The organism is Bacillus sp. TH19, from assembly GCF_016651075.1.
Lineage (GTDB): Bacteria > Bacillota > Bacilli > Bacillales > Bacillaceae_G > Bacillus_A > Bacillus_A mycoides.
Map to the genome: position 1 here is coordinate 36256 of NZ_JAEKEO010000011.1, position 20864 is coordinate 57119.

At 34.6% G+C, this 20864-nt stretch carries 25 protein-coding genes; 21 read left to right on the forward strand and 4 right to left on the reverse strand.

Translation table 11 applies throughout. From position 1 onward, the window contains the following. Positions 1 to 8: 8 nt before the first annotated feature. Genes acoB through lpdA form a run of 3 tightly spaced genes read left to right on the forward strand, consistent with a single transcriptional unit; the run spans position 9 to position 3665 of the window. Entirely contained in the window at positions 9 to 1043 is a 1035-nt protein-coding gene (acoB, locus tag JFU54_RS28140) for an acetoin:2,6-dichlorophenolindophenol oxidoreductase subunit beta (protein ID WP_201067377.1), read from the forward strand. Between the two features lie 27 nt (positions 1044 to 1070). Beyond that, on the forward strand, positions 1071 to 2270 hold the full coding sequence (locus JFU54_RS28145) for a dihydrolipoamide acetyltransferase family protein (RefSeq protein WP_201067379.1): 1200 nt from the start codon (positions 1071 to 1073) through the stop codon (positions 2268 to 2270). Positions 2271 to 2285: 15 nt separating this feature from the next. Next, the gene (lpdA, locus tag JFU54_RS28150) at positions 2286 to 3665 is read left to right on the forward strand and encodes a dihydrolipoyl dehydrogenase (protein ID WP_201067382.1); all 1380 of its coding nucleotides are present in this window, start codon (positions 2286 to 2288) and stop codon (positions 3663 to 3665) included. A gap of 168 nt (positions 3666 to 3833) precedes the next feature. Here lpdA and JFU54_RS28155 read toward each other — a convergent pair whose 3' ends face one another. Then, positions 3834 to 4427: a hypothetical protein gene (locus JFU54_RS28155; protein ID WP_000914428.1), complete on the reverse strand. Its 594-nt coding sequence runs from the start codon at positions 4425 to 4427 to the stop codon at positions 3834 to 3836. 220 nt (positions 4428 to 4647) lie between these two features. Here JFU54_RS28155 and JFU54_RS28160 point away from each other — a divergent pair, with 220 nt between their 5' ends. Continuing rightward, on the forward strand, positions 4648 to 5304 hold the full coding sequence (locus JFU54_RS28160) for a DUF4085 family protein (protein ID WP_201067384.1): 657 nt from the start codon (positions 4648 to 4650) through the stop codon (positions 5302 to 5304). A 49-nt stretch (positions 5305 to 5353) separates the two neighbouring features. Here JFU54_RS28160 and JFU54_RS28165 read toward each other — a convergent pair whose 3' ends face one another. Further along, entirely contained in the window at positions 5354 to 5845 is a 492-nt protein-coding gene (locus JFU54_RS28165) for a hypothetical protein (RefSeq protein WP_201067387.1), read from the reverse strand. A 250-nt stretch (positions 5846 to 6095) separates the two neighbouring features. Between JFU54_RS28165 and JFU54_RS28170 the strand changes: the two genes are divergently transcribed. The 6 genes from JFU54_RS28170 to JFU54_RS28195 all read left to right on the forward strand — a co-directional run bounded on the left by JFU54_RS28170 (position 6096) and on the right by JFU54_RS28195 (position 10575). Then, on the forward strand, positions 6096 to 6866 hold the full coding sequence (locus JFU54_RS28170) for a DeoR/GlpR family DNA-binding transcription regulator (protein WP_002165663.1): 771 nt from the start codon (positions 6096 to 6098) through the stop codon (positions 6864 to 6866). Positions 6867 to 6879: 13 nt separating this feature from the next. After that, positions 6880 to 7476 (forward strand): GNAT family N-acetyltransferase, encoded by a 597-nt coding sequence (locus tag JFU54_RS28175; RefSeq protein WP_002165664.1) that lies wholly within the window; start codon positions 6880 to 6882, stop codon positions 7474 to 7476. Next, entirely contained in the window at positions 7449 to 7787 is a 339-nt protein-coding gene (locus JFU54_RS28180) for an NIPSNAP family protein (RefSeq protein WP_002165665.1), read from the forward strand. The genes JFU54_RS28175 and JFU54_RS28180 overlap by 28 nt, the downstream gene beginning before the upstream one ends. Positions 7788 to 8101: 314 nt before the next feature. Then, positions 8102 to 9952 (forward strand): sigma-54-dependent Fis family transcriptional regulator, encoded by a 1851-nt coding sequence (locus tag JFU54_RS28185; protein ID WP_002165666.1) that lies wholly within the window; start codon positions 8102 to 8104, stop codon positions 9950 to 9952. A 115-nt stretch (positions 9953 to 10067) separates the two neighbouring features. Then, positions 10068 to 10313, forward strand: a complete 246-nt coding sequence (locus tag JFU54_RS28190; RefSeq protein WP_000873838.1) for a DUF3977 family protein — start codon at positions 10068 to 10070, stop codon at positions 10311 to 10313. Between the two features lie 22 nt (positions 10314 to 10335). Then, positions 10336 to 10575 carry a DUF3953 domain-containing protein gene (locus JFU54_RS28195; protein WP_002165667.1) on the forward strand — a complete coding sequence of 80 codons (240 nt, stop codon included), beginning with the start codon at positions 10336 to 10338 and terminating at the stop codon, positions 10573 to 10575. Between the two features lie 47 nt (positions 10576 to 10622). Here the strand turns inward: JFU54_RS28195 and JFU54_RS28200 are convergent, their stop codons facing one another. Then, positions 10623 to 11234 (reverse strand): TetR/AcrR family transcriptional regulator, encoded by a 612-nt coding sequence (locus JFU54_RS28200; RefSeq protein WP_002165668.1) that lies wholly within the window; start codon positions 11232 to 11234, stop codon positions 10623 to 10625. A gap of 159 nt (positions 11235 to 11393) precedes the next feature. Between JFU54_RS28200 and kynU the strand changes: the two genes are divergently transcribed. The 5 genes from kynU to JFU54_RS28225 all read left to right on the forward strand — a co-directional run bounded on the left by kynU (position 11394) and on the right by JFU54_RS28225 (position 15884). Further along, positions 11394 to 12680 carry a kynureninase gene (gene kynU / locus JFU54_RS28205; protein WP_201067389.1) on the forward strand — a complete coding sequence of 429 codons (1287 nt, stop codon included), beginning with the start codon at positions 11394 to 11396 and terminating at the stop codon, positions 12678 to 12680. A gap of 2 nt (positions 12681 to 12682) precedes the next feature. Next, on the forward strand, positions 12683 to 13312 hold the full coding sequence (gene kynB / locus JFU54_RS28210; protein ID WP_002065849.1) for an arylformamidase: 630 nt from the start codon (positions 12683 to 12685) through the stop codon (positions 13310 to 13312). Between the two features lie 33 nt (positions 13313 to 13345). Then, on the forward strand, positions 13346 to 14185 hold the full coding sequence (kynA, locus tag JFU54_RS28215) for a tryptophan 2,3-dioxygenase (protein ID WP_044444363.1): 840 nt from the start codon (positions 13346 to 13348) through the stop codon (positions 14183 to 14185). Between the two features lie 125 nt (positions 14186 to 14310). Beyond that, positions 14311 to 15228: a serine hydrolase domain-containing protein gene (locus JFU54_RS28220; RefSeq protein WP_201067392.1), complete on the forward strand. Its 918-nt coding sequence runs from the start codon at positions 14311 to 14313 to the stop codon at positions 15226 to 15228. Between the two features lie 20 nt (positions 15229 to 15248). After that, entirely contained in the window at positions 15249 to 15884 is a 636-nt protein-coding gene (locus JFU54_RS28225; protein ID WP_201067395.1) for a Pr6Pr family membrane protein, read from the forward strand. Between the two features lie 56 nt (positions 15885 to 15940). Here the strand turns inward: JFU54_RS28225 and JFU54_RS28230 are convergent, their stop codons facing one another. Continuing rightward, on the reverse strand, positions 15941 to 16324 hold the full coding sequence (locus tag JFU54_RS28230) for a DUF3889 domain-containing protein (protein ID WP_242489459.1): 384 nt from the start codon (positions 16322 to 16324) through the stop codon (positions 15941 to 15943). 93 nt (positions 16325 to 16417) lie between these two features. Here JFU54_RS28230 and sleB point away from each other — a divergent pair, with 93 nt between their 5' ends. The 6 genes from sleB (at position 16418) to JFU54_RS28260 (ending at position 20863) form a co-directional block, all read left to right on the forward strand. Next, positions 16418 to 17197 (forward strand): spore cortex-lytic enzyme, encoded by a 780-nt coding sequence (gene sleB / locus JFU54_RS28235; RefSeq protein ID WP_002032721.1) that lies wholly within the window; start codon positions 16418 to 16420, stop codon positions 17195 to 17197. Between the two features lie 15 nt (positions 17198 to 17212). Beyond that, positions 17213 to 18553 (forward strand): germination protein YpeB, encoded by a 1341-nt coding sequence (gene ypeB, locus JFU54_RS28240; RefSeq protein WP_002032722.1) that lies wholly within the window; start codon positions 17213 to 17215, stop codon positions 18551 to 18553. 26 nt (positions 18554 to 18579) lie between these two features. Next, positions 18580 to 19176 carry a YhcN/YlaJ family sporulation lipoprotein gene (locus tag JFU54_RS28245; protein ID WP_002085166.1) on the forward strand — a complete coding sequence of 199 codons (597 nt, stop codon included), beginning with the start codon at positions 18580 to 18582 and terminating at the stop codon, positions 19174 to 19176. Positions 19177 to 19280: 104 nt separating this feature from the next. Continuing rightward, positions 19281 to 19637: a hypothetical protein gene (locus JFU54_RS28250; protein WP_002127693.1), complete on the forward strand. Its 357-nt coding sequence runs from the start codon at positions 19281 to 19283 to the stop codon at positions 19635 to 19637. A 27-nt stretch (positions 19638 to 19664) separates the two neighbouring features. Further along, on the forward strand, positions 19665 to 20162 hold the full coding sequence (locus tag JFU54_RS28255) for a GNAT family N-acetyltransferase (RefSeq protein WP_002013093.1): 498 nt from the start codon (positions 19665 to 19667) through the stop codon (positions 20160 to 20162). A 164-nt stretch (positions 20163 to 20326) separates the two neighbouring features. Continuing rightward, positions 20327 to 20863 (forward strand): DUF1697 domain-containing protein, encoded by a 537-nt coding sequence (locus tag JFU54_RS28260; protein ID WP_002013095.1) that lies wholly within the window; start codon positions 20327 to 20329, stop codon positions 20861 to 20863. Position 20864: the final 1 nt, after the last annotated feature.

Genomic DNA, 20864 nt, shown 5'->3' on the forward strand with positions numbered 1-20864 from the left:
GAAAAATAATGACTAGAACAGTAAGTATGTCAACTGCAATTAATGAAGCGATGAAAATATCAATGCGTCGTGATGAAAATGTAATTTTAATCGGAGAAGATGTTGCAGGCGGTGCACAAGTGGATCACTTGCAAGATGATGAAGCATGGGGCGGTGTACTCGGTGTTACGAAAGGACTTGTACAAGAATTTGGTCGAAATCGTATTTTAGATACTCCAATTTCAGAAGCGGGTTATATGGGAGCGGCGATGGCAGCTGCTGCAACAGGTTTACGCCCGATAGCTGAATTAATGTTTAATGATTTTATCGGTAGTTGTCTTGATCAAGTATTAAACCAAGGTGCAAAGTTCCGCTATATGTTCGGTGGAAAAGCGAAAGTGCCAGTTACAGTACGTACGATGCACGGTGCTGGATTTAGCGCAGCGGCACAGCATTCACAAAGTTTATATGCGTTATTTACGAGCATTCCAGGTATAAAAGTTGTCGTTCCTTCCACTCCTTATGACGCAAAAGGCTTATTATTAGCGGCAATTGAAGATGACGACCCAGTAATCTTCTTTGAAGATAAAACACTTTACAATATGAAAGGCGAAGTACCAGAAGGGTACTATACAATTCCTTTAGGAAAAGCAGATATTAAACGTGAAGGTTCTGATGTAACAATCGTTGCAATTGGAAAACAAGTTCATACAGCGCTCGCTGCTGCTGAGCAATTAGCGAAAAAAGGACTTGAAGTAGAAGTAATCGATCCGCGTTCTTTATCACCACTTGATGAAGATACGATTTTAGCATCTGTTGAAAAAACGAATCGCCTGATTGTTATTGACGAAGCAAATCCAAGATGTAGTATCGCAACAGATATTGCGGCAATTGTAGCGGATAAAGGATTCGATTTGTTAGATGCACCTATTAAACGAATTACAGCACCACATACACCAGTTCCGTTTTCGCCACCACTTGAAAAGTTATATTTACCAACGCCGGAGAAAGTAATTGAAACTGTATCAGAAATGATCGGAGACCAATCTTTATTACGTGTGTAATGAAACGATGAGAAGGGAGAGAGAAACATGGCTGTAGAAGTTGTAATGCCGAAGTTAGGTATGGCGATGAAAGAAGGTATTATTACGAGCTGGAATATTAAAGCAGGTGATAATGTAGAAAAAGGTGAACTAATTGCTAGTATTAACTCGGAAAAAATCGAAACTGAAATAGAAGCACCAGCTGATGGAACTGTTCTTGATATAGCTGTAAGTGAAGATGAGGGAGTGCCGCCGGGTACTGTAATTTGCTACATCGGTAGACCGGACGAAAAAGTAGAAGTTCATGAAAACATACATGTTGTAGAAGAAAAAGCATCTAATCCAGAACCTAAAAAGGTACAACATCCAGAACCATATGCGATAGATGTGACGAAGCAAAGAGTTAAAATATCTCCAGTAGCAAAGAAAATTGCAAAAACTGAAAATCTCGATATTAGATCATTAATTGGTACAGGACCTGGCGGAAGAATTACAAAGGTAGATGTATTAAAGGCGCTTGAAGAAAGAGTAGCAATTCCAGAAGTACTTGAACAAGAAGAAAGTAAAGTCATTCCTATTACTGGTATGCGAAAAGCAATTGCGAACCGTATGCATGCAAGCTTACAAAATAGTGCGCAATTAACATTAACGATGAAAGTAGATGTTACAGATTTAGTTGCTTTACATAAAGAAATAGCGGAAGTTGTACAAAAACGATACGATAACAAACTAACCATTACGGATTTCGTTTCTCATGCTGTTGTATTAGCGCTTGGGGAGCATAAAGAAATGAATAGCGCTTATATAGATGATGCCATTCATCAATTTGAATATATTCATTTGGGTATGGCAGTCGCGTTAGAAAAAGGATTAGTCGTTCCAGCTATTCGCTTTGCTAATAATCTATCTTTAGTAGAGTTATCTAAAGAGATTAAAAATGTGGCACAAAAGGCACGAGCAGGCAGTTTAAGTAGTGATGATATGCAAGGGACAACATTTACAATTAGTAATTTAGGTAGCTTCGGGATTGAATATTTCACACCAGTATTAAATACACCTGAAACTGGTATTTTAGGTGTAGGTGCAATTGAACATGTTCCTGTATATAAAGGGAAAAAATTAAGAAAAGGAAGTATGTTACCTTTAAGTTTAACATTCGATCATCGTGTATTAGATGGTGCACCAGCAGCTGCATTTTTACGCACAATTAAAAGTTATTTAGAAGAGCCTGTAACAATTCTTTTATAAAGAGAAGGTGAGAAAATGAGTAATTTAGTTGTTATTGGGGGCGGACCTGCTGGTTATGTAGCGGCAATTACCGCGGCTCAAAATGGAAAAGATGTCACTCTTATTGATGAAGCTGATCTTGGCGGGACTTGTTTAAATGTCGGTTGTATGCCTACGAAATCATTGTTAGAAAGTGCGGAAGTATACGATATTGTTAATCATGCGAATCGTTTTGGAGTATTAGTAGATAAGCAGAATATATCAATTGATTGGAAACAAATACAGACGAGAAAATCACAAATCGTAACGCAGCTCGTCCAAGGAATCCAATATTTAATGAAGAAAAATAAAATAAAAGTTATACAAGGTAAAGCGAAATTTGAAACGGATCACCGTATGCGAGTTACACACGGTGATAAAGAAGATGTAGTAGATGGAGAACAGTTCATTATAGCGGCAGGATCAGAACCAACTGAATTACCTTTTGCTCCATTTGATGGGAAGTGGATTTTAAATAGTAGTCATGCAATGTCCCTAGAAAATATACCAAAATCATTATTAATCGTTGGTGGTGGTGTAATAGGTTGCGAGTTTGCAAGCATTTATAGTCGTCTTGGAACAAAAGTTACGATTGTTGAAATGGCATCGCAATTATTACCTGGTGAAGATGAAGATATCGCACAAATTTTAAGGGAGAAACTAGAAAATGATGGCGTAAAAATATTTACAGGAGCGGCTTTAAAAGGATTAAATAATTATAAGAAGCAGGCTTCATTTGAATATGAAGGAAGTATCCAAGAAGCCAACCCGGAATTCATTCTCGTTTCTGTAGGTCGAAAATCACGTGTACAAGAATTAGCTTTAGAAAAAGCAGGCATTCAATTTTCAAATAAAGGAATTTATGTGAATGAACATATGCAAACAAACAGATCACATATTTATGCAGCGGGTGATGTGATTGGTGGAATACAGCTTGCTCACGTTGCCTTCCATGAAGGAACGACAGCGGCATTACACGCGAGCGGAGAAGATGTGAAAGTAAACTATCATGCTGTACCTCGCTGTATTTATACAGCTCCAGAAATTGCTAGTGTCGGTTTAACAGAAAAAGGAGCAAGAGAGCAATACGGTGACATCCTCATCGGAGAATTCGCATTTACAGCGAACGGAAAAGCGCTTATTATTGGAGAACAAACGGGGAAAGTAAAAGTTATTGTGGAACCTAAATATCAAGAAATTGTAGGGATTTCTATTATCGGTCCTCGTGCAACCGAACTAATCGGACAAGGAACGGTGATGATTCATACAGAAGTAACCGCTGATATAATGAGAGATTATATTGCAGCACATCCAACTTTATCTGAAGCAATCCATGAAGCATTATTGCAGGCAGTAGGACATGCTGTACATGCTTGAAGGTAAAAAGACCAGTCTAATATGACTGGTCTTTTTAGTAAATAATATTTAAGTAGCAATATGTATAAAAAGATACTAGAAAAATCACTATACTCTCATGTTTTTTTAATCGATGAGAGTATAGTGATTTTGAAACTTCTTCACTTATTTAATTGAAAAGCGCTGTTACTATTTAATTTCAATAGCTGAAGTTATATCGTTCCAATCTGCAGCTAAATTAGCAGTTTGACCATACCAATCAGAGTGTCTAAAGGAGACACCTTTTCCATATCCTTGAGTTGAAGAATGTTCCCATAGTGTTGTTGAATAACTTGCAGAAGGTGAAGCTGTACTTACAGAAGAAATTCTGTCGTTCCAGCTAGAAGGTAGGTTTTTAAAGCCACTGCTCCAATAAATATACTGTCCACCTTTATTTTGATGCTCATAAAAATCGGTACTACCAGCACCACTACCTAAAGGGTTAATTTGATTTTTAAGTGCCTTTTTATCCTTTTCAATAAAAGCATTCAATGTTTCTCTGCTAGTAAAGCCATAAGCTAACCAATCTCCATTTTCATTTTGCTTAGGTAGTACCATAGTAATTTGGATGTCTTTTTTTGATTGATCGCTTAATTTTGTGAATGAATTAACATTCTTTTCATCAACTTTTAAATAATCAAATGATTTAATTGTATTATCTTTTTCTGCAGCACTTACTACTCCTAATCCTCCAGTTAATGCAAAACCTGCTACTAATGCCCCTGCTACTAATTTCTTCAACATATAACCATCCCTTTTTGTTTAGATTTTTGTACAGGTAAAACTTGTACATGTAAAATGTATTCTAATTTCACATTTTTGTAAATATTCTGAAGTTTTAGAAATAATAGGCGGAATATTTACATTTTTGCATTTATTCTTTAGAAAAAATAGCTATTGGAATGATATAATAAATAGATATATTGCTTTTGTTGGATGTTGAAATGTTTTAGGAGGAAAGCCATTGAAGTATTTCAATAAAGATTGGTATAAAGAAATGCAAGTATCTGGATTTTTAATTTTCTCAGAAACATTAGAAGAATGGGAAGAGATTTTGCGAGAGAGCGAAAAGGTAGGAATGGATTATAAGAAAAGTTTGAGAGAAGACATGGAAGAAAAGAAAGAAGATTTATTAAAGTTTCTACCTAAGTCACTACATCCATACATTCATGACAATACAATTAAGTCAGAATACCCATCAGAAAAGTTAAAGAAACTTATGCTTGATTGGACAGAAGATTATGAGAAAAGAATGAATGATTTAGAACAAGCTTATATAGATAATTATAATGCTATAAAAGAAAAGCTCACGCAGAATGTCGTTCAACTACATGAATACTCACTACATGACAGTGTAGTCAAATCAGTAGAGAGAAGATCAAAAGATACGCTAATTATAACTTTAGATTGCAGTGGTACTTTCAGTGAATTTGACAAACTGGAAGTAACTTTTACAGGCGTAACGAAATGTTCTATTCCGGAAAATTTTGAAGGTGCTTGGTGGTTATGTCATGAAATAGATCTTACTAATGAAGGCTTCGAATTGGGTGTTTTATTTGATTGCCCATTTGAAGAAGTGACGATTTGTGCAAAAGATGTATTGCTTGAGAAAAGTAACTAGTAAACTTTATAACTTTACAAACAAAAAAACAGTCTTATATGACTGTTTTTTATTTAGATGCTAAATTATCAAGTTTCCAATATGTATCTGTTAACGGCGCAGCTTTGCTATCTATGTATAAATACATATTATTTAAATCTTTTGGAGAAGTTTTCATATTAAATACAATGTCGGTAGTTAAAGAAAACTCAGATGGAACCTTTTTAGCATTTTCATTTTGTATAAATTCACCTTCGTATTTTTCACCCGTTTTTTCATCTTTTATGAAATATTTTATTTCTGAAAGATCTATCGTTTGTCCGTCAGCACGAGCATTATTTATAGTAACGCGAGCTGTGAGACGCCACTCTTTGTCTATTTTATCGAATTTTGCATTTTCAACAGTTGCTCTATAGTATTCGTTTTTAAATATTTCCCCATAGTGCATTGCATTCTTTTCAAAAGCGCTCTTTTCGTGTTTTGGTGCAGTATTTCCACTACATCCTGCCATTATTCCTGTAAATAATAATGCTGTACAAGTTACTTTAATTATAGATTTCATAGTAATCCCTTTCTGTATTAAAAAGTAAAACATAGGAATAATTTTACATCAATAGGAAAGTAAATGGAAGTATGTTTGTGGAATATGCAAATATACACTTATTTCGTTTTCAAGTTAATGGGATAGAAAGAGGGAGAAAACTGTATAAAACGGAATGAATAAGAATTGAAAATATTGTAATACAGAAAAAGCATGCATATAATTAAAATAAAGATTAAATTTCTGAATCTTCAATAATGGTGGTGATAACATGTTCACTGAAGAGCGTAGAGAGAAAATTTTAGAGTTACTTAAGAAAGATGGAAGAGTAATCGCAAAGGATCTTGCGGAAAGTTTTGATATGTCTATTGATTCTATAAGAAGAGATCTATCTATTATGGAGAAAGAGAGTTTATTAAAAAGAACGCACGGAGGTGCAGTTGAACTTACGCGAGTGAGAAACTTAGCTGCCGAACCATCGAAACGTTATCGTGATAGTTCAATAGATGAAGATGCGATTGCGAAAGTTGCTGTATCCTACATACAAGAAGGAGATTCCGTTTTTATTGGCGGGGCTTCCATTCATTATGCCATGTTAAAGTATTTACCTGAAACATCATTTACAGTTATTACGAATGCTTTAGAAATTGCTAGTAAGTTACGGGAATATAAGAACATTGATACGTACTTAATTGGTGGAAAAGTGAAACCATCAGGAAATATGACAGATACACTGGCCTCTGAATTGATAAGTAGATTCTCTATTGATCTTTATTTCTCTACAGGTGGCGGTATTTCATTGAATGGTATAAGTACTGCGACACCGGAAGTTGCTTATTTTGGAAAAACAGTAAGTAAAATTGCTAGAAGAAATATTTGTTTAGCTCCTCATAATAAACTTGGAATAGACTGCTTTATAAAAGGAGAGTCACTAATAGAAATTGACCTTATAATAACAGATGAAGGGGCTAGTAAAGAAACGATTCAACAATTTGAGAAACAAGGTAAAGAAATTGTAATAGCGTCAATAGACCTCAATTAAAAGGGAGTTTGAAATGATTATAAAAGGACAAGAGTTTCATATAAATGGATTAACTTATACAGTTCGTTCTGCAGTTCAAACGGATGCTGAGCAGTTATCAGAAATTAGAGTTCAGATCGATGGCGAAACTGAAAATATGGATAGAGAAGCTGGAGAGGGGTTTATTGATAAGATAGGGTTTCAAAAAATAGTAAAAACAGATAGTGAAGAGATGAAGAATCTTTTTTTAGTTGTAGAAGTGCACAATCGAATCGTAGGATTTTCGAGATGTGAAGGATCAAATTTGAAGAGATTATCTCATAAAGTAGAGTTTGGTGTTTGTATTTTAAGAGAGTTTTGGGGATATGGAATGGGTAAGAGTCTATTGCAACAATCTATTCAGTGGGCTGATGAAAATGAAGTGAAAAAGATATCATTGCAAGTGTTAGAGACAAATGAAAAAGCCATCAAACTTTATAAAAAATTAGGTTTGGAGGTAGAAGGTATTCTAAAAAATGATAAAAAACTGTCGGATGGTAAGTATTATAATACGGTAGTAATGGGAAGGTTTACTGATACTTTTCATAAAAGAGGTGAAGAAGTATGTTTTACAGAAGGAAATACTATGTAGTAAAAAATGAATTCATAGAAATATTTAATGATCATTTCAATGATACTAATTTACCTAATCAAATAAAATATGGTTCTCGTTTAATAGGGCGCTGGATGAAAGATAATAATGATGGTACGACTGAAGTATTTGCACTATGGGAATATGATAGTTATGAACAGTATAAAGAAATTGAATCAAAAATTAGAAGCGACAAGATACATGTTAAAAGAATACACGATTGGTATGAAAAACATGGCGGGAAAGAATATGTTTTACAGGAGTACATATTAGAGTTAAAAAATGAAGAGTTAGTATGTACTGTAAAGTGATAGAGGGGTGGGGAATAATGGGAATTAAAACAAAATTATATTTTAGTTTAGCATCCACTATTTTATTTGCAATAGCGGTGATAGTTTTCTTTATAAACGGCAATCCACAAAAGTGGTTTTGGTTATGTATTTTCTTTGCGTCCATTATACAAAATATAGTTCTACTAAAAAAGAATAAAGAAGTTCATTAAGATATTCAAATTATTAACATATTTGTGTCATCTTTCTAGTTGTATTGAAAACGCTTTTATTCAGTTTTATAATAAAAGTATGTTTTATAAATCTCCAAAACAATTAATAGGGGAGATGATACAATGTTAGCTTCACCGTTTTACTTACATACATGGAAAAAGTTTGTGGATGAAGGAGTCCTTGATTCGAACCGTATAAACGAAAGAATTTCAGAGTCATGGCATCGATGTAAACAAGCAAATGTGAATCCTCATATGAATAAAGGTCAGAAAATTTTGTCTTCTGATATTTTTCAGGATCAAAAGAAAAAGAGTGAAATCTTCCTTGATATAGCAATACCTCAAATACAAAATATGAGAAAAACCATTGATGAACTGCAAATGATGGCATTATTAATTGATCCAGATGGTTATGTTCTATCATTAAGTGGAAATCAGCAAACGTTGAAACGAGCGAAACATATTAATTTTATTGAAGGTGTGAAATGGACGGAAGCAGCTGTTGGTACAAATGCGATAGGAACAGCGTTACAGATTGAAGAGGCTATTATGATAAGTGGTACAGAGCATTATTCTGTCGCATCTCATAGCTGGAGCTGTGCGGCCTCTCCGATTCATAATGATGACGGGAAATTAATTGGTGTTCTAGATTTCTCTTGTCCAATTGAGTTTTCACATCCATATATGCTCGGAATGGTAACTTCGATCGCGCATGCGATTGAACGTGAATGTAGTATTCGAGTACATCAAAATGAACTGCATTTAATCCATCGTTTTTTAGATGTAATTGACAGTGATGAACAAGTTGTTATTTGTAACCATCGTGATGTTATCGTTTCTGCGAGCAAGAGGGTTCGTGAACGAGTATGTAATTGGTCACGAATGAAACTTGAAGATTTAATGCACAATGGATTGAAACCTAAATTAGAGGTACCGGTATATAGTAATGATAGAATGATCGGGAAATGTATTTACTTAAAGGAAAATAAACAAGAAAATTTATTTTCTACTTACCCGTTTATAAACGGAATTACTTTCCCTGGAGTTATTGGGACAAGCAGCGTATTTCAACATACTTTAGAAGAAATTAAGCTTGTTTCACCAACTGACGCTAGTGTATATGTATGTGGTGAAACAGGTGTAGGGAAAGAATATGTAGCGAGAGCGATTCATGAAAATAGTCCAAGAAAAAATGGTCCTTTTATAGCTGTTAACTGCGGTTCATTACCGAAAGAATTAATGGAAAGTGAATTATTCGGTTATGCTGAAGGTGCGTTTACAGGTGCGCGGCGCCAAGGATATAAAGGGAAATTCGAACAAGCAGACGGAGGAACAATATTTTTAGATGAAATTGGTGAAGTGCCGCCAAAGATGCAAGTGGCATTATTGCGTGTTTTGCAAGAACGAACAGTAACCCCAATTGGTAGTTCAAAAGAGGTACCAGTAAATATTCGTATTATTACTGCGACACATAAAGATTTACTAAGATTAGTAGAAGAAGGGAAATTCCGTCAAGATTTATATTATCGTTTACATGTTTATCCGCTATATGTTCCGTCGTTAATAGAAAGAAAAGAGGATATTCCGTACTTCATACAACATTTTTGTGAACGAAAGGATTGGAATGTTGTATTTCCAAAGAGTATTTGTAATCAATTTTCACAGCATACATGGCCCGGAAATATTCGAGAATTATTAAATGTATTAGAACGCATATACATTTTGTCGCAAGGACGGGAAATATGCGAAAAACAAATCTCTTTTTTATTACAAACAATGATGGGAAATCAACATCAACTTGAATTGCAAGCAGAAAATAAAACGGAGCATACATTAAATTTCCGTGAAAAAATACAGCGTGATAGCATGATTGAAGCGCTAGAAAAGACGAACGGAAATGTTTCATTAGCTGCAAAACTATTAGATGTGCCACGCAGTACGTTTTATAAACGTATGCAAAAATTTAGGCTATAAAAGTAGATTTTTGTAATCTACTTTTTCTTTATGGGCTCACGTTCTGTCGGAATGTGCGCTTGCCAGGGAAATAATAGAATAATTAGAAAGAAGATTTCCTGAAGGGGGTTAGCATGTGAAGTATATTGAAATTGGAATCGGGAATAGGTGGTTCATTCGAACGGAAACCGAAAATAAAGATGGAACTGAATTCGAGGAACGAGGAATTATTAAACCTATTTATTTTGAGTCTTTATATGTACGGATTTGGTTTCGGAAAACGTGTTTTATTTTTGATACGAAAGAGGGCTTTAAGAAAGTAAGAAAAAGTAGAGCTGAGTATAAGTTTATTGTTGGAATGGTGAGTAGGTTAAAACAATAGAATCACACAGGGGGGTGTTTTTATGATTAGAATTATCACATTTATACTCGCTTTTATTATAATGGGCTATTCTATTTACAGTTGGAATGATGATTCGAAGCAAAGTATGCTCATTTTACAATTACTTTTAGGTTTTATGCTTGCCGGTATGGGGATACACAACGTTAAGAAGGATGAAAAAGAGAATAAGAATATGGGGCTTTTGCTATTACTTACATCACTTTTTTGTATTATTGTATCGTTAATAAAATATTTTAAATAAACCGTTACTAAGCATATTGAGTAACGGTTTATTGAGGTTATAATGTGCTATTTATATAACCCCGTCGTATACATTACCGTTAAATTATGTACAATTTCTTCTAATTCTAGTTCTTTATCATTTTGCACGATTGTCCAAAGAAACGTTTCATTCATAGAGAACCAGCCGCATGCGACAATCTCTTTATTTAACTCAGTTCGTACTAATTCATTTTCCTGGGAATGAGTAATGTCTTGTATAATCCGTGTTACAAAGCGTTCGCGAATCTCATCCCATTTTTGACGTATTTCTTTTGAGGTTCTTATTGCTTCTTCAACAACTTGTAATATAGCTCTTTCTTCTTGTGCTAACTGTAAAAAAGCGCGCACTTGATTCTGAATCATATCTCGTGCTTCGGCCTTTGTTTGAGGGGAAAAAGAGCGATCAGCAATATCATAAAAGCGATTCATAACATCTTCCATCAAAACGACGAGGAGAGCATCTTTATTTTTAAAATATACATATGCTGTTCCATAACCAGTTTCTGCATGTTTAATAATTTGCGTGATTGTAGTTTTCTGAAATCCGTTTTTTATAAACATAGTATAACCGGAATGTAATAGTTTCTTTTTTGTTTCTAAGGAGCGGTGTTTTCTTGTTGAAAGAGTAGAATTTTTCAAGGAATCACCTCTTTATACTGAAATATCTGAAAATATAATTGTATTGTAAAAGAAGTTTGTATATAAAGTCAACTGACATAATATCATTGACGTTATATCAATTTAAATGATATATTTCAATTAGTTAGAATAAAAAGAAAATTAAAAGAAGGTGACACCATGTATAAAGAACCATTTCAACCAACTTATGAGTATGCGCTTGAATGTGATAAACATGATGAACTGAAAGATTTTCAATCTGAATTTTATAAAAAAGAAGGAACAATATATTTAGATGGTAACTCTTTAGGGTTGCTTTCAAAAAGAGCAGAGAAATCGTTACTCACCTTGCTAGATTCATGGAAAGAGTTTGGGATTGATGGATGGACTGAAGGTGAGCATCCATGGTTTTTCCTTTCGGAGAAATTGGGTGAATTGACAGCACCTCTTATTGGATCTTTACCGGAAGAAACGATTGTAACCGGTTCTACGACTGCGAATATACATCAAGTTATTGCGACGTTTTATGAGCCGAAAGGAATACGAACAAAAATTCTTGCGGATGAATTAACTTTTCCGTCAGATATTTATGCACTTCAGAGTCAAATTCGTTTAAAAGGCTTAGATCCAGATGAACATTTAGTACGAGTGAAAAGCCGAGATGGAAGAACACTTTCTGAAGATGATATTATTCATGCGATGACCGATGATATCGCTTTAATATTATTGCCTTCTGTACTATATAGAAGTGGACAAATTCTTGATATGAAGCGATTAACAGCTGAAGCTCATAAACGTGGTATTCATATCGGTTTTGATTTATGTCATTCAATGGGCTCCATTCCGCATCATTTTAAAGAGTGGGATGTAGATTTCGCTGTATGGTGTAATTATAAATATTTAAATGCAGGTCCTGGTGGTGTTGCGGGCCTTTATGTAAATAATAAACACTTTAATAGACTCCCAGGATTATCTGGTTGGTTTAGTTCTAGAAAAGATAAGCAATTTGATATGGAGCATTCATTGACTGCGGCTGACCATGCTGGAGCTTATCAAATAGGGACACCTCACGTATTAAGTACTGCACCATTAATCGGTTCTCTTGAAATTTTTAAAGAAGCTGGTATTGAGAAGTTACGTGAAAAATCATTACATATTACGAGATATATGCTTGATTTAATTGAACATGAATTAAAAGGCTTTGAATTTACAATTGGAAATCCATTAGAGGATGAAAAACGAGGCGGGCATATTTATTTAGAACATGCTGAGGCGGCGCGTATTTGTAAAGCGTTAAAAGCAAATGGGGTTATTCCAGACTTTAGAGCTCCAAATGGAGTTAGACTTGCGCCTGTTGCTTTATACAATACGTATGAGGAAGTATGGAACTCTGTACAAATCTTAAAGAAAATTATGAAAAATGAAGAATATAAAAACTTTGAAAATAAGCGAGAGGTTGTGGCGTAAGCATGAAAACATCGCAGTGGATTGATATTTCACAACCACTAAATAATGATATCGCGACATGGCCAGGGGATACACCGTTCTCGTATGAAGTTTCATGGTCAAAAGAAAACAGTGGTTCAGTAAATGTCGGAAAGTTAACGATGAGTATCCATACAGGTACTCATATTGATGCACCTTTTCATTTTGATAATGACGGTAAGAAGGTGTTGGATTTAGATATTCAAGTTTATGTTGGTCCAGCACGGATCATTGACGTTTCTAATCTTGAAAGCATCGGGAAAAAGGAATTAGAAAACTTTCATTTAGAAGGTGTAGAACGATTGTTATTACGTACATCTTCACATGGTAAAGCAAATGAATTCCCAGATGTAATCCCGCATTTACGCGCAGATATTGCAGCCTTTCTTTCTGAAAAGGGAATTCGTTTAATCGGGGTGGACGTACCATCTGTTGATCCTTTAGATGATAAAGAACTAGCAGCACATCATCAATTATTTAAACATGGAATTCACATTTTAGAAAATGTCGTACTCGATCACGTAGTAGACGGCGATTACGAACTTATTGCATTACCACTTGCATTAACAGATGCGGATGGGAGTCCAGTTCGAGCTGTTATTAGACCAATATAAGTAGAAATGAACACAAAGGGGCGTTTGGCTAATATGAAAGAAAATGAAAAGGTAATTATGGAAAAAGGGATTCATACGGATTTTAAGGAGAATATGACGTACGGAGAGTATTTACAGCTAGATAGCTTATTATCTAGTCAACAAAGATTATCAGATCATCATGATGAAATGTTATTTATCGTTATCCACCAAGCGAGTGAGCTTTGGATGAAACTAATTTTACATGAATTGAATGCTGCAATTGAATCTATTAAACAAGATAAATTACCACCAGCTTTTAAAATGTTAGCACGTGTATCAAAAATTCAGTCGCAAATCATTCAATCTTGGGATATTCTTGCGACATTAACGCCATCAGAATATATTGAGTTTCGTGATTCACTTGGTCAGGCTTCAGGTTTTCAATCGTATCAATATCGAATGATTGAATATGCACTTGGTTATAAAACACCACATGCATTAAAGATTTATGAAAAGGACCCAGAATTACATGCTCGTCTTCATAAAGCACTTCATGCACCAAGTTTGTATGATGTGGCGATACAAGCGCTTGTTAAAGAAGGATTCCCAATTCATAAAGATGTGTTAAATCGTGATATTACGCAGCCTTACGAAGAGGATGCAACTGTAGAAGCGGCTTGGATAGAAGTATATGCGGACGTGCAGAAATATTGGGATTTATATCAGCTTGCAGAGAAATTAATCGATATTGAAGACTGGCTACAACAATGGCGTTTCCGTCATATGAAAACGGTAGAACGAATTATTGGTCATAAAATGGGAACAGGTGGCTCTTCTGGCGTATCTTATTTAAAGCGAGTGCTTGATCAATGCTTCTTCCCAGAGCTTTGGAACGTTCGAACGAAATTATAAAAATAAACTTGTCAGCTATTAAATGCTGGCAAGTTTATTTTTTGTTTTAATAACAAATATGATTTAATAGAGAGAACGAAATGAATAACAAATATTACATAACCATTTAGATGGAGGAAGATTTCTTGAATTTCGAGCAATTACAAAATAAATTTGAAAAGAAAAAGGTTAATACATTTCTTGTTTATCAAAAGGGGGAATTAACGACTGAGTACTATAAAACGATAGATTGTGCAAATGACTTATTTAAAATTAATTCGATTACAAAAAGTATCGTATCTATATTAATTGGTATCGCAATTGATAAAGGATTTATAAATAATATACATACACCAATCACAACATGGATTCCCAATGTGCCGGAGGAAAAGAGGGAATTAACGCTGTATCATTTATTAACGATGACAACAGGAGAAAATTGGAAAGAGTTCGGAAATGGGGTTGTTTTCCCGAATGATTTTGTGGAATCAGACAATTGGGTGCAATACATTTTAGAAAAGCCGTTCATTGAAGAAATAGGTACGAAAATGAATTATAATTCAGGTTCTTCTCATTTACTTAGTTACATCATTCAACAAGCAACTGGAATGTCGACGGAGCAGTTCGCGAAAAAGTATTTATTTGAGCCGTTAAACATTACGGAGTATGAGTGGCAACAAGACCCGCAAGGTATATATGTTGGCGGATTCGGTATGAAAATGAAATCTATAGATTTATTAAAGTTAGGAAAAGTATGTTTGAACAATGGATATTGGAAGGGAAATGATATTGTATCATCGAAATGGTTAGAAGAATCAGGTGAGGCTCTATTTGAAACGTATGAACATGTCGGAGCATATGGATATCACTGGTGGGTATTAAATAATGAAAGATTTCACATACCGTATTGTATGTATTTTGCTATGGGATACGGAGGGCAATACATTATTATCATTCCGCAGTTAGAGCTCGTAGCTGTAATTAGTAGCCACATGCCAAAACGTGGCCTCGTACCATTAAAGTTATTTATAGAGCATATAAAAGAGAATTCCAATCATAAATAAGTAGAGAAATGAGGTGTTTTATGAGAAGTGCAAAAATGATAGCGATTTATAGACTGTTATTAAGTCTTCTAGCGTTTAGTGCACTTATTACTCAATTTGTTACAAGGGCACAAGTGAAACCGTTCAATCCAGTTAACTTTTTTAGTTTCTTCACAATTGAAAGTAATATTTTAGTTGCGGTAATTCTACTATTTAGTAGTTTGGGGACAGCTCTATTTGGACGTTCCGAGCAATTTGGAGTTCTTCGCGGTGCAGCTACAGTATACATACTGACAACAGGACTTATTTATTTTTTGTTATTAAGGGGATTAGAAGAGTCACTTCAAACAGCGATACCATGGGTAAATACTGTACTTCATTACATCATGCCATTAGCGATGATTTTAGATTGGGTTATAAATCCACCTACGAAGACCATTACATGGAAACAGGCTGCGAGTTGGCTTGTTTTCCCGCTTTTATATGTTGTCTATAGCTTAATACGCGGGCCATTCGTGAATTGGTACCCATATCCGTTTTTAGATCCGAGAATAGGTGGATATGGGAGAGTATTTTTATATAGTATAGGGATATCTGTTGTTATTGGAGCTATTTGCGGATTAGTAAAAATATTAGGGAATCGATCTTTGCATATAAAAAATAATCCTCCTTATTAAGGAAGAAGTACATAAAGAAACCTCTGTCTGTATGTAAAGACGGAGGTTTTTTTGTTTTACCGACTTGTCTTCTGAAAGGACATCTTTAAAAATTCCTCTGTTTTCGTATCAAACTCTACATCCACAAAAACACCATACTCTTTTCCACCCTCACGTAGCCATAATTTAAACTTTTCAACTGTTATTTGAACAGTTTTTGGTTGTCTACCTATATGAAGGTAATCGATAATCTCAGCTTTCGGATATTGTTCTTTCGTTTTTTCAACGGCTAGTTTACCCCATTTTGCATATGGCGGCTGTGCGTGAACAATAGATGGGTCGGTATATATATTTGAACATGTTGTTATTAAAAAAATATAAATGCTGTACGTACGAAGAATCGCTTCATAATAAGCTCCTTTTATTCTTTTTGTATATTGTTTACATATTTCTTCAAGCATATAAGTTTGGATTTTTTTGTCTTCTTTACATAAAAGCGAGGGTTTTACAAAACATAACCATGAAATCATTTCCGTAATTAAGGAGGGAAATACATGCGTCAAAAAGCTGTTTTTAAAATAGCGATTTTGCTTGTCTTTATCGGGCTATCTTTAATGGTAAGTAGTATACAGACCAAAAATGTGGAAGCCTTTTCTAATCAAGTGATTCAAAGAGGGGCATCTGGAGAAGATGTCATTGAACTGCAAACTCGTTTGAAATATAACGGATTTTATACGGGGAAAGTTGATGGTGTTTTCGGATGGGGTACATATTGGGCACTTCGAAACTTTCAGCAAAAATTCGGATTGCCAGTTGATGGTTTAGCGGGTGCTAAAACGAAGCAAATGCTTGTAAAGGCAACGAAGTATGATAAGTCGACCGCTAATAAAGATACTACAACTAATAAAGGGAACAGTGGTGGAGGTAAACAGGAAAATAAGCCGCCAAAAAGTACAGGGACAAATGTTCCAAACGGTTATTCTCAAAATGACATTCAGTTAATGGCAAACGCTGTATACGGAGAATCACGTGGTGAGCCGTATTTAGGACAAGTTGCAGTAGCTGCGGTTATTTTAAACCGTGTCACAAGTGCATCATTTCCAAATACTGTTTCAGGAGTAATCTTTGAGCCGAGAGCATTTACAGCAGTAGCAGATGGACAAATATATTTAACGCCAAATGAAAATGCGAAAAAAGCCGTATTAGATGCGATCAACGGATGGGACCCAACTGGGAATGCATTATATTATTTCAACCCAGATACTGCGACAAGTAAATGGATTTGGACTCGTCCACAAATTAAAAAAATTGGTAAGCATATTTTCTGTAAATAGAGCGGAGGTGGAAACATGTTACGAGGTATTATCATCGTATTGTTAACAGTAGGTGTAGTTGGAACAGGGTATTGGGGCTATAAAGAGCATCAAGAGAAAAATGCAGTATTAATTCGAGCGGAAAATAGTTATCAGCGTGCGTTTCATGATTTAGCATATGAAGTTGATTTATTACACGATAAAATTGGAACAACACTGGCGATGAATTCACGTTCCTCATTATCGCCAGCTTTAGTAGATGTATGGCGTTTAACATCAGAGGCTCGTTCTGATGTAGGACAATTACCTTTAACATTAATGCCATTTAATAAAACGGAAGAGTTCCTGGCGAATATCGGTGATTTTAGTTATCGTGCAGCGGTTCGTGATTTAGAAAAAGATCCGTTAAATGATCAAGAATATAAAACGTTACAAGGTTTATATTCAAATGCAGCAAATATACAAGATGAACTGAGAAAAGTGCAGCATCTTGTATTGAAAAATAATCTTCGCTGGATGGATGTAGAAATGGCTCTTGCGTCAAACCAAGATCCAGCAGATAACACAATTATCGATGGATTAAAGACGGTAGAAAAGAATGTAACATCATACTCGTCCACAAACTTTGGACCGACTTTTACAAGTGCACAAAAGAATAAAAAAGGCGGATTTGAAGCAAAAGGAAAGGCGATTTCGAAAGCGGAAGCGGAAAAAATCGCGAAATCATTTTTAAACTTAAAAGGGAATGAAAAAGTAGAAGTTGAGAAAAGTGGAAAAGGTGCAAAAGAATCATTCTACAGTGTGAAAATTCAAGATCCAGCAACGAACAATGAGTATTATATGGATATTACCGGAAAAGGTGGATATCCAATTTGGGTAATGAACAACCGAGAAATTAAAGAGCAAAAAATCAGTTTAAATGATGCAGGAAGTAAAGGATTAACATTTTTAAAGGATCACAAGTTTACAAATATGGAGCTGTTTGATAGTTCTCAATATGATAATATCGGTGTGTTTACGTACGTTGTAAATGAAAATGGAGTGCGTATTTATCCAGAAGCAATCCAAATGAAAATTGCCTTAGATGATGGGTCGATTGTTGGTTTTTCCGCAAAGGAATATTTAGCATCACATCAAAAACGAACGATTCCGAGTGCGAAGCTAACCGCTGCTGAGGCGAGAAAGAAAATTAACCCCGATGTAAAAGTTATGGAAGAACGTAAAGCTGTAGTAGTAAATGACTTGCATAATGAAGTACTTTGTTATGAATATATTGGTACTTTAGGGAAAGATACGTACCAAATTTTCATTAACGCAAATAGCGGTGCAGAAGAAAAAGTGAAGAAGATGCAAGCTGTTGAGAAAATTTATGATTAAACATCAATGATAAAGTGGTGAAAATAATGAAAATCATTATATATATGTTAATGCTTTGTTTCGTTATTACTGGATGTAGCATTGGAAAAAAAGACAATCCTAATGAAAAGCCAGAACAAAAAAATGTCTCGATGAAAAATGTTACGTATACAAATAAATCAAATAAGCCAAATGAAAAAGCAGCTGATCATCTGGCATCTTTAGCTGCAAGTATACCTGGTGTAAACGATGCGACAGCAGTAGTAGTTGGGAAGTATGCTGTTGTAGGTATTGATGTGAAAGCGAAACTTGATCGAACTCGCGTTGAGTCAATTAAGTATTCTGTTGCAGAGAGTTTGAAGAATGACCCAAACGGTGCAAATGCAGTCGTTGTAGCAGATGTTGATACGTATGAAAGACTAAAACAAATAGGCAAGCAAATTAAAAAAGGTAAAACTGGTGAAGGCATACTTGATGAATTAGCAGCAATTGTTGGCCGAGTAATGCCGCAAGTTCCAAATGATATGATTGAAAATAGAGAAACGAATCCGATTAAAGATAATGATAAACAATTACCAAAAGATGAAGAACAAGAACTACGAAAAGAACAAGAAGATCAGTCAAATAACCATTTGAAAAAATAGTGAAAACCCCGTACTAAATTGTACGGGGTTTTTCTTCAAGATTAAATATTCAGTTTATTTTTAAGGGAATATATGGTTTAATAATGAGGGGAGGGACAGCCGTTATGATGAAAAAAAGCGCACTCATATTAGGTAGTTTATGCATAGGTTTTAGTATGACAGCGTGTGACCAGAAGAAAGAAGTGAAGAAGAAAACAGCTATGTCTTCTACTATAACGGAAAATAAAAAGCAAGAGACCATTAATATAAATCATTTCTCAAATATTAATGAAGGAATGACTTATTTAGAAGTGAAAGATTTAATCGGTTTTGAAGGGGATTTACTCATAGAAGAAGGGGAAGAACATTCTACACGAATTAAGCAAATTTTTGCTTGGAAAGGAAACGATCCAAAATCATTTGCTAAAATAACATTTTTGGATGGAAAAGTGCATTCTAAAACACAGCAAGGTTTAAGTTAATAACTTGAAGGAATGGGAGAGTTAAGCATGAACATACATACAGGAGAAATACAATTAGTGCCGTATAAGGAGCAATATAAAGAGATAATACAATCATTTACTTTACCAAGTGAACAAGTTCAATTTACGGCGAATCCAGGTGAATTACTGGAGAAAGCGAAAAATGATCGAACGAAAAATGTAGTTGTTATTTTAGACTATAACGGAGTACCTGTCGGTGTATTTATATTACAAACAGGTGATAGGGTACAGGAGTTTACAGAAAATAAGGATGCCATACTTTTAACTTCTTTTTCCATTAATCACAATAAACAAAATAAGGGATATGCTAAGAAATCATTGGCGTTATTACAAGACTTTGTAAAATATTATTATCCAGTAAAAAATGAAGTGATTCTTGCTGTAAATGAAAAAAACATTCCGGCACAAAAGTTATATGAGAAAGTTGGATTTCAAGATAAAGGGTTTAGAAGAATGGGACCAATTGGACAACAATTCATATTACATTTACCTATAACGAGATAATGAGATAACAAAGCTTACTCTTGAAAAAAATCATGTAGTAAGTTTTTTAATTTGAGATATTTTCCGTACATGATATGTTAGATGTATTAAAGTAAGTATTCGAGAAGCATAAAGGTGCAAAACAATTCGATTGTTAAGCATTTAAATACGTGAGGGGTAATCATATGACAATTTATATTGCACTACTACGGGGAATTAATGTAGGTGGACATAAAGTAATCAAAATGGCAGATTTGAAAATAATGTTTGAATCAATAGGGTTAAAAAGAGTGAAAACATATATTCAAAGTGGAAATGTAGTGTTTGAGTCAGAAGAAGAGATAAGTTTTTTAAAGGAACGAATTGAATGTGAAATTAAGAACGTTTTTGATTTCAATGTTCCAGTCATGTTACGAGCAAATGATGAATTTATTAATATTATTAAAAAGTGTCCTTACGAGACCCATTCGTTATTAGAAGGAGAAAGTGTACATGTGGCCTTTTTAGCTAATCCACTTTCTGAAGAAGACAGTAAGCGGTTACTTATGTACAAAAGTGACATAGAAGATTGCCATATCGAAGGAAGAGTAGTGTATTTATTTTTCAAAAAAAGCATTCGTAATTCTAAACTAATGAACCAGTTTCAAAAATTACATACGCCAGCTACAGTAAGGAACTGGCGGACTGTGAATAAGCTGAAAGCAATAGCAGAAGGTATTTAAA

Excerpts from the sequence above, each read along its gene's own strand:
- JFU54_RS28170 (WP_002165663.1), top strand. The coding sequence starts at position 6,096 with ATGTTCACTGAAGAGCGTAGAGAGAAAATTTTAGAGTTACTTAAGAAA.
- kynA (WP_044444363.1), top strand. The coding sequence starts at position 13,346 with ATGAAAGAAAATGAAAAGGTAATTATGGAAAAAGGGATTCATACGGAT.
- JFU54_RS28230 (WP_242489459.1), bottom strand. The coding sequence starts at position 16,324 with ATGCTTGAAGAAATATGTAAACAATATACAAAAAGAATAAAAGGAGCT.
- JFU54_RS28225 (WP_201067395.1), top strand. The coding sequence starts at position 15,249 with ATGAGAAGTGCAAAAATGATAGCGATTTATAGACTGTTATTAAGTCTT.
- ypeB (WP_002032722.1), top strand. The coding sequence starts at position 17,213 with ATGTTACGAGGTATTATCATCGTATTGTTAACAGTAGGTGTAGTTGGA.
- JFU54_RS28260 (WP_002013095.1), top strand. The coding sequence starts at position 20,327 with ATGACAATTTATATTGCACTACTACGGGGAATTAATGTAGGTGGACAT.
- acoB (WP_201067377.1), top strand. The coding sequence starts at position 9 with ATGACTAGAACAGTAAGTATGTCAACTGCAATTAATGAAGCGATGAAA.
- sleB (WP_002032721.1), top strand. The coding sequence starts at position 16,418 with ATGCGTCAAAAAGCTGTTTTTAAAATAGCGATTTTGCTTGTCTTTATC.
- lpdA (WP_201067382.1), top strand. The coding sequence starts at position 2,286 with ATGAGTAATTTAGTTGTTATTGGGGGCGGACCTGCTGGTTATGTAGCG.
- JFU54_RS28155 (WP_000914428.1), bottom strand. The coding sequence starts at position 4,427 with ATGTTGAAGAAATTAGTAGCAGGGGCATTAGTAGCAGGTTTTGCATTA.
- JFU54_RS28180 (WP_002165665.1), top strand. The coding sequence starts at position 7,449 with ATGTTTTACAGAAGGAAATACTATGTAGTAAAAAATGAATTCATAGAA.
- JFU54_RS28185 (WP_002165666.1), top strand. The coding sequence starts at position 8,102 with ATGTTAGCTTCACCGTTTTACTTACATACATGGAAAAAGTTTGTGGAT.
- JFU54_RS28255 (WP_002013093.1), top strand. The coding sequence starts at position 19,665 with ATGAACATACATACAGGAGAAATACAATTAGTGCCGTATAAGGAGCAA.
- JFU54_RS28245 (WP_002085166.1), top strand. The coding sequence starts at position 18,580 with ATGAAAATCATTATATATATGTTAATGCTTTGTTTCGTTATTACTGGA.
- kynB (WP_002065849.1), top strand. The coding sequence starts at position 12,683 with ATGAAAACATCGCAGTGGATTGATATTTCACAACCACTAAATAATGAT.
- JFU54_RS28175 (WP_002165664.1), top strand. The coding sequence starts at position 6,880 with ATGATTATAAAAGGACAAGAGTTTCATATAAATGGATTAACTTATACA.
- JFU54_RS28195 (WP_002165667.1), top strand. The coding sequence starts at position 10,336 with ATGATTAGAATTATCACATTTATACTCGCTTTTATTATAATGGGCTAT.
- JFU54_RS28250 (WP_002127693.1), top strand. The coding sequence starts at position 19,281 with ATGATGAAAAAAAGCGCACTCATATTAGGTAGTTTATGCATAGGTTTT.
- JFU54_RS28145 (WP_201067379.1), top strand. The coding sequence starts at position 1,071 with ATGGCTGTAGAAGTTGTAATGCCGAAGTTAGGTATGGCGATGAAAGAA.
- kynU (WP_201067389.1), top strand. The coding sequence starts at position 11,394 with ATGTATAAAGAACCATTTCAACCAACTTATGAGTATGCGCTTGAATGT.
- JFU54_RS28165 (WP_201067387.1), bottom strand. The coding sequence starts at position 5,845 with ATGAAATCTATAATTAAAGTAACTTGTACAGCATTATTATTTACAGGA.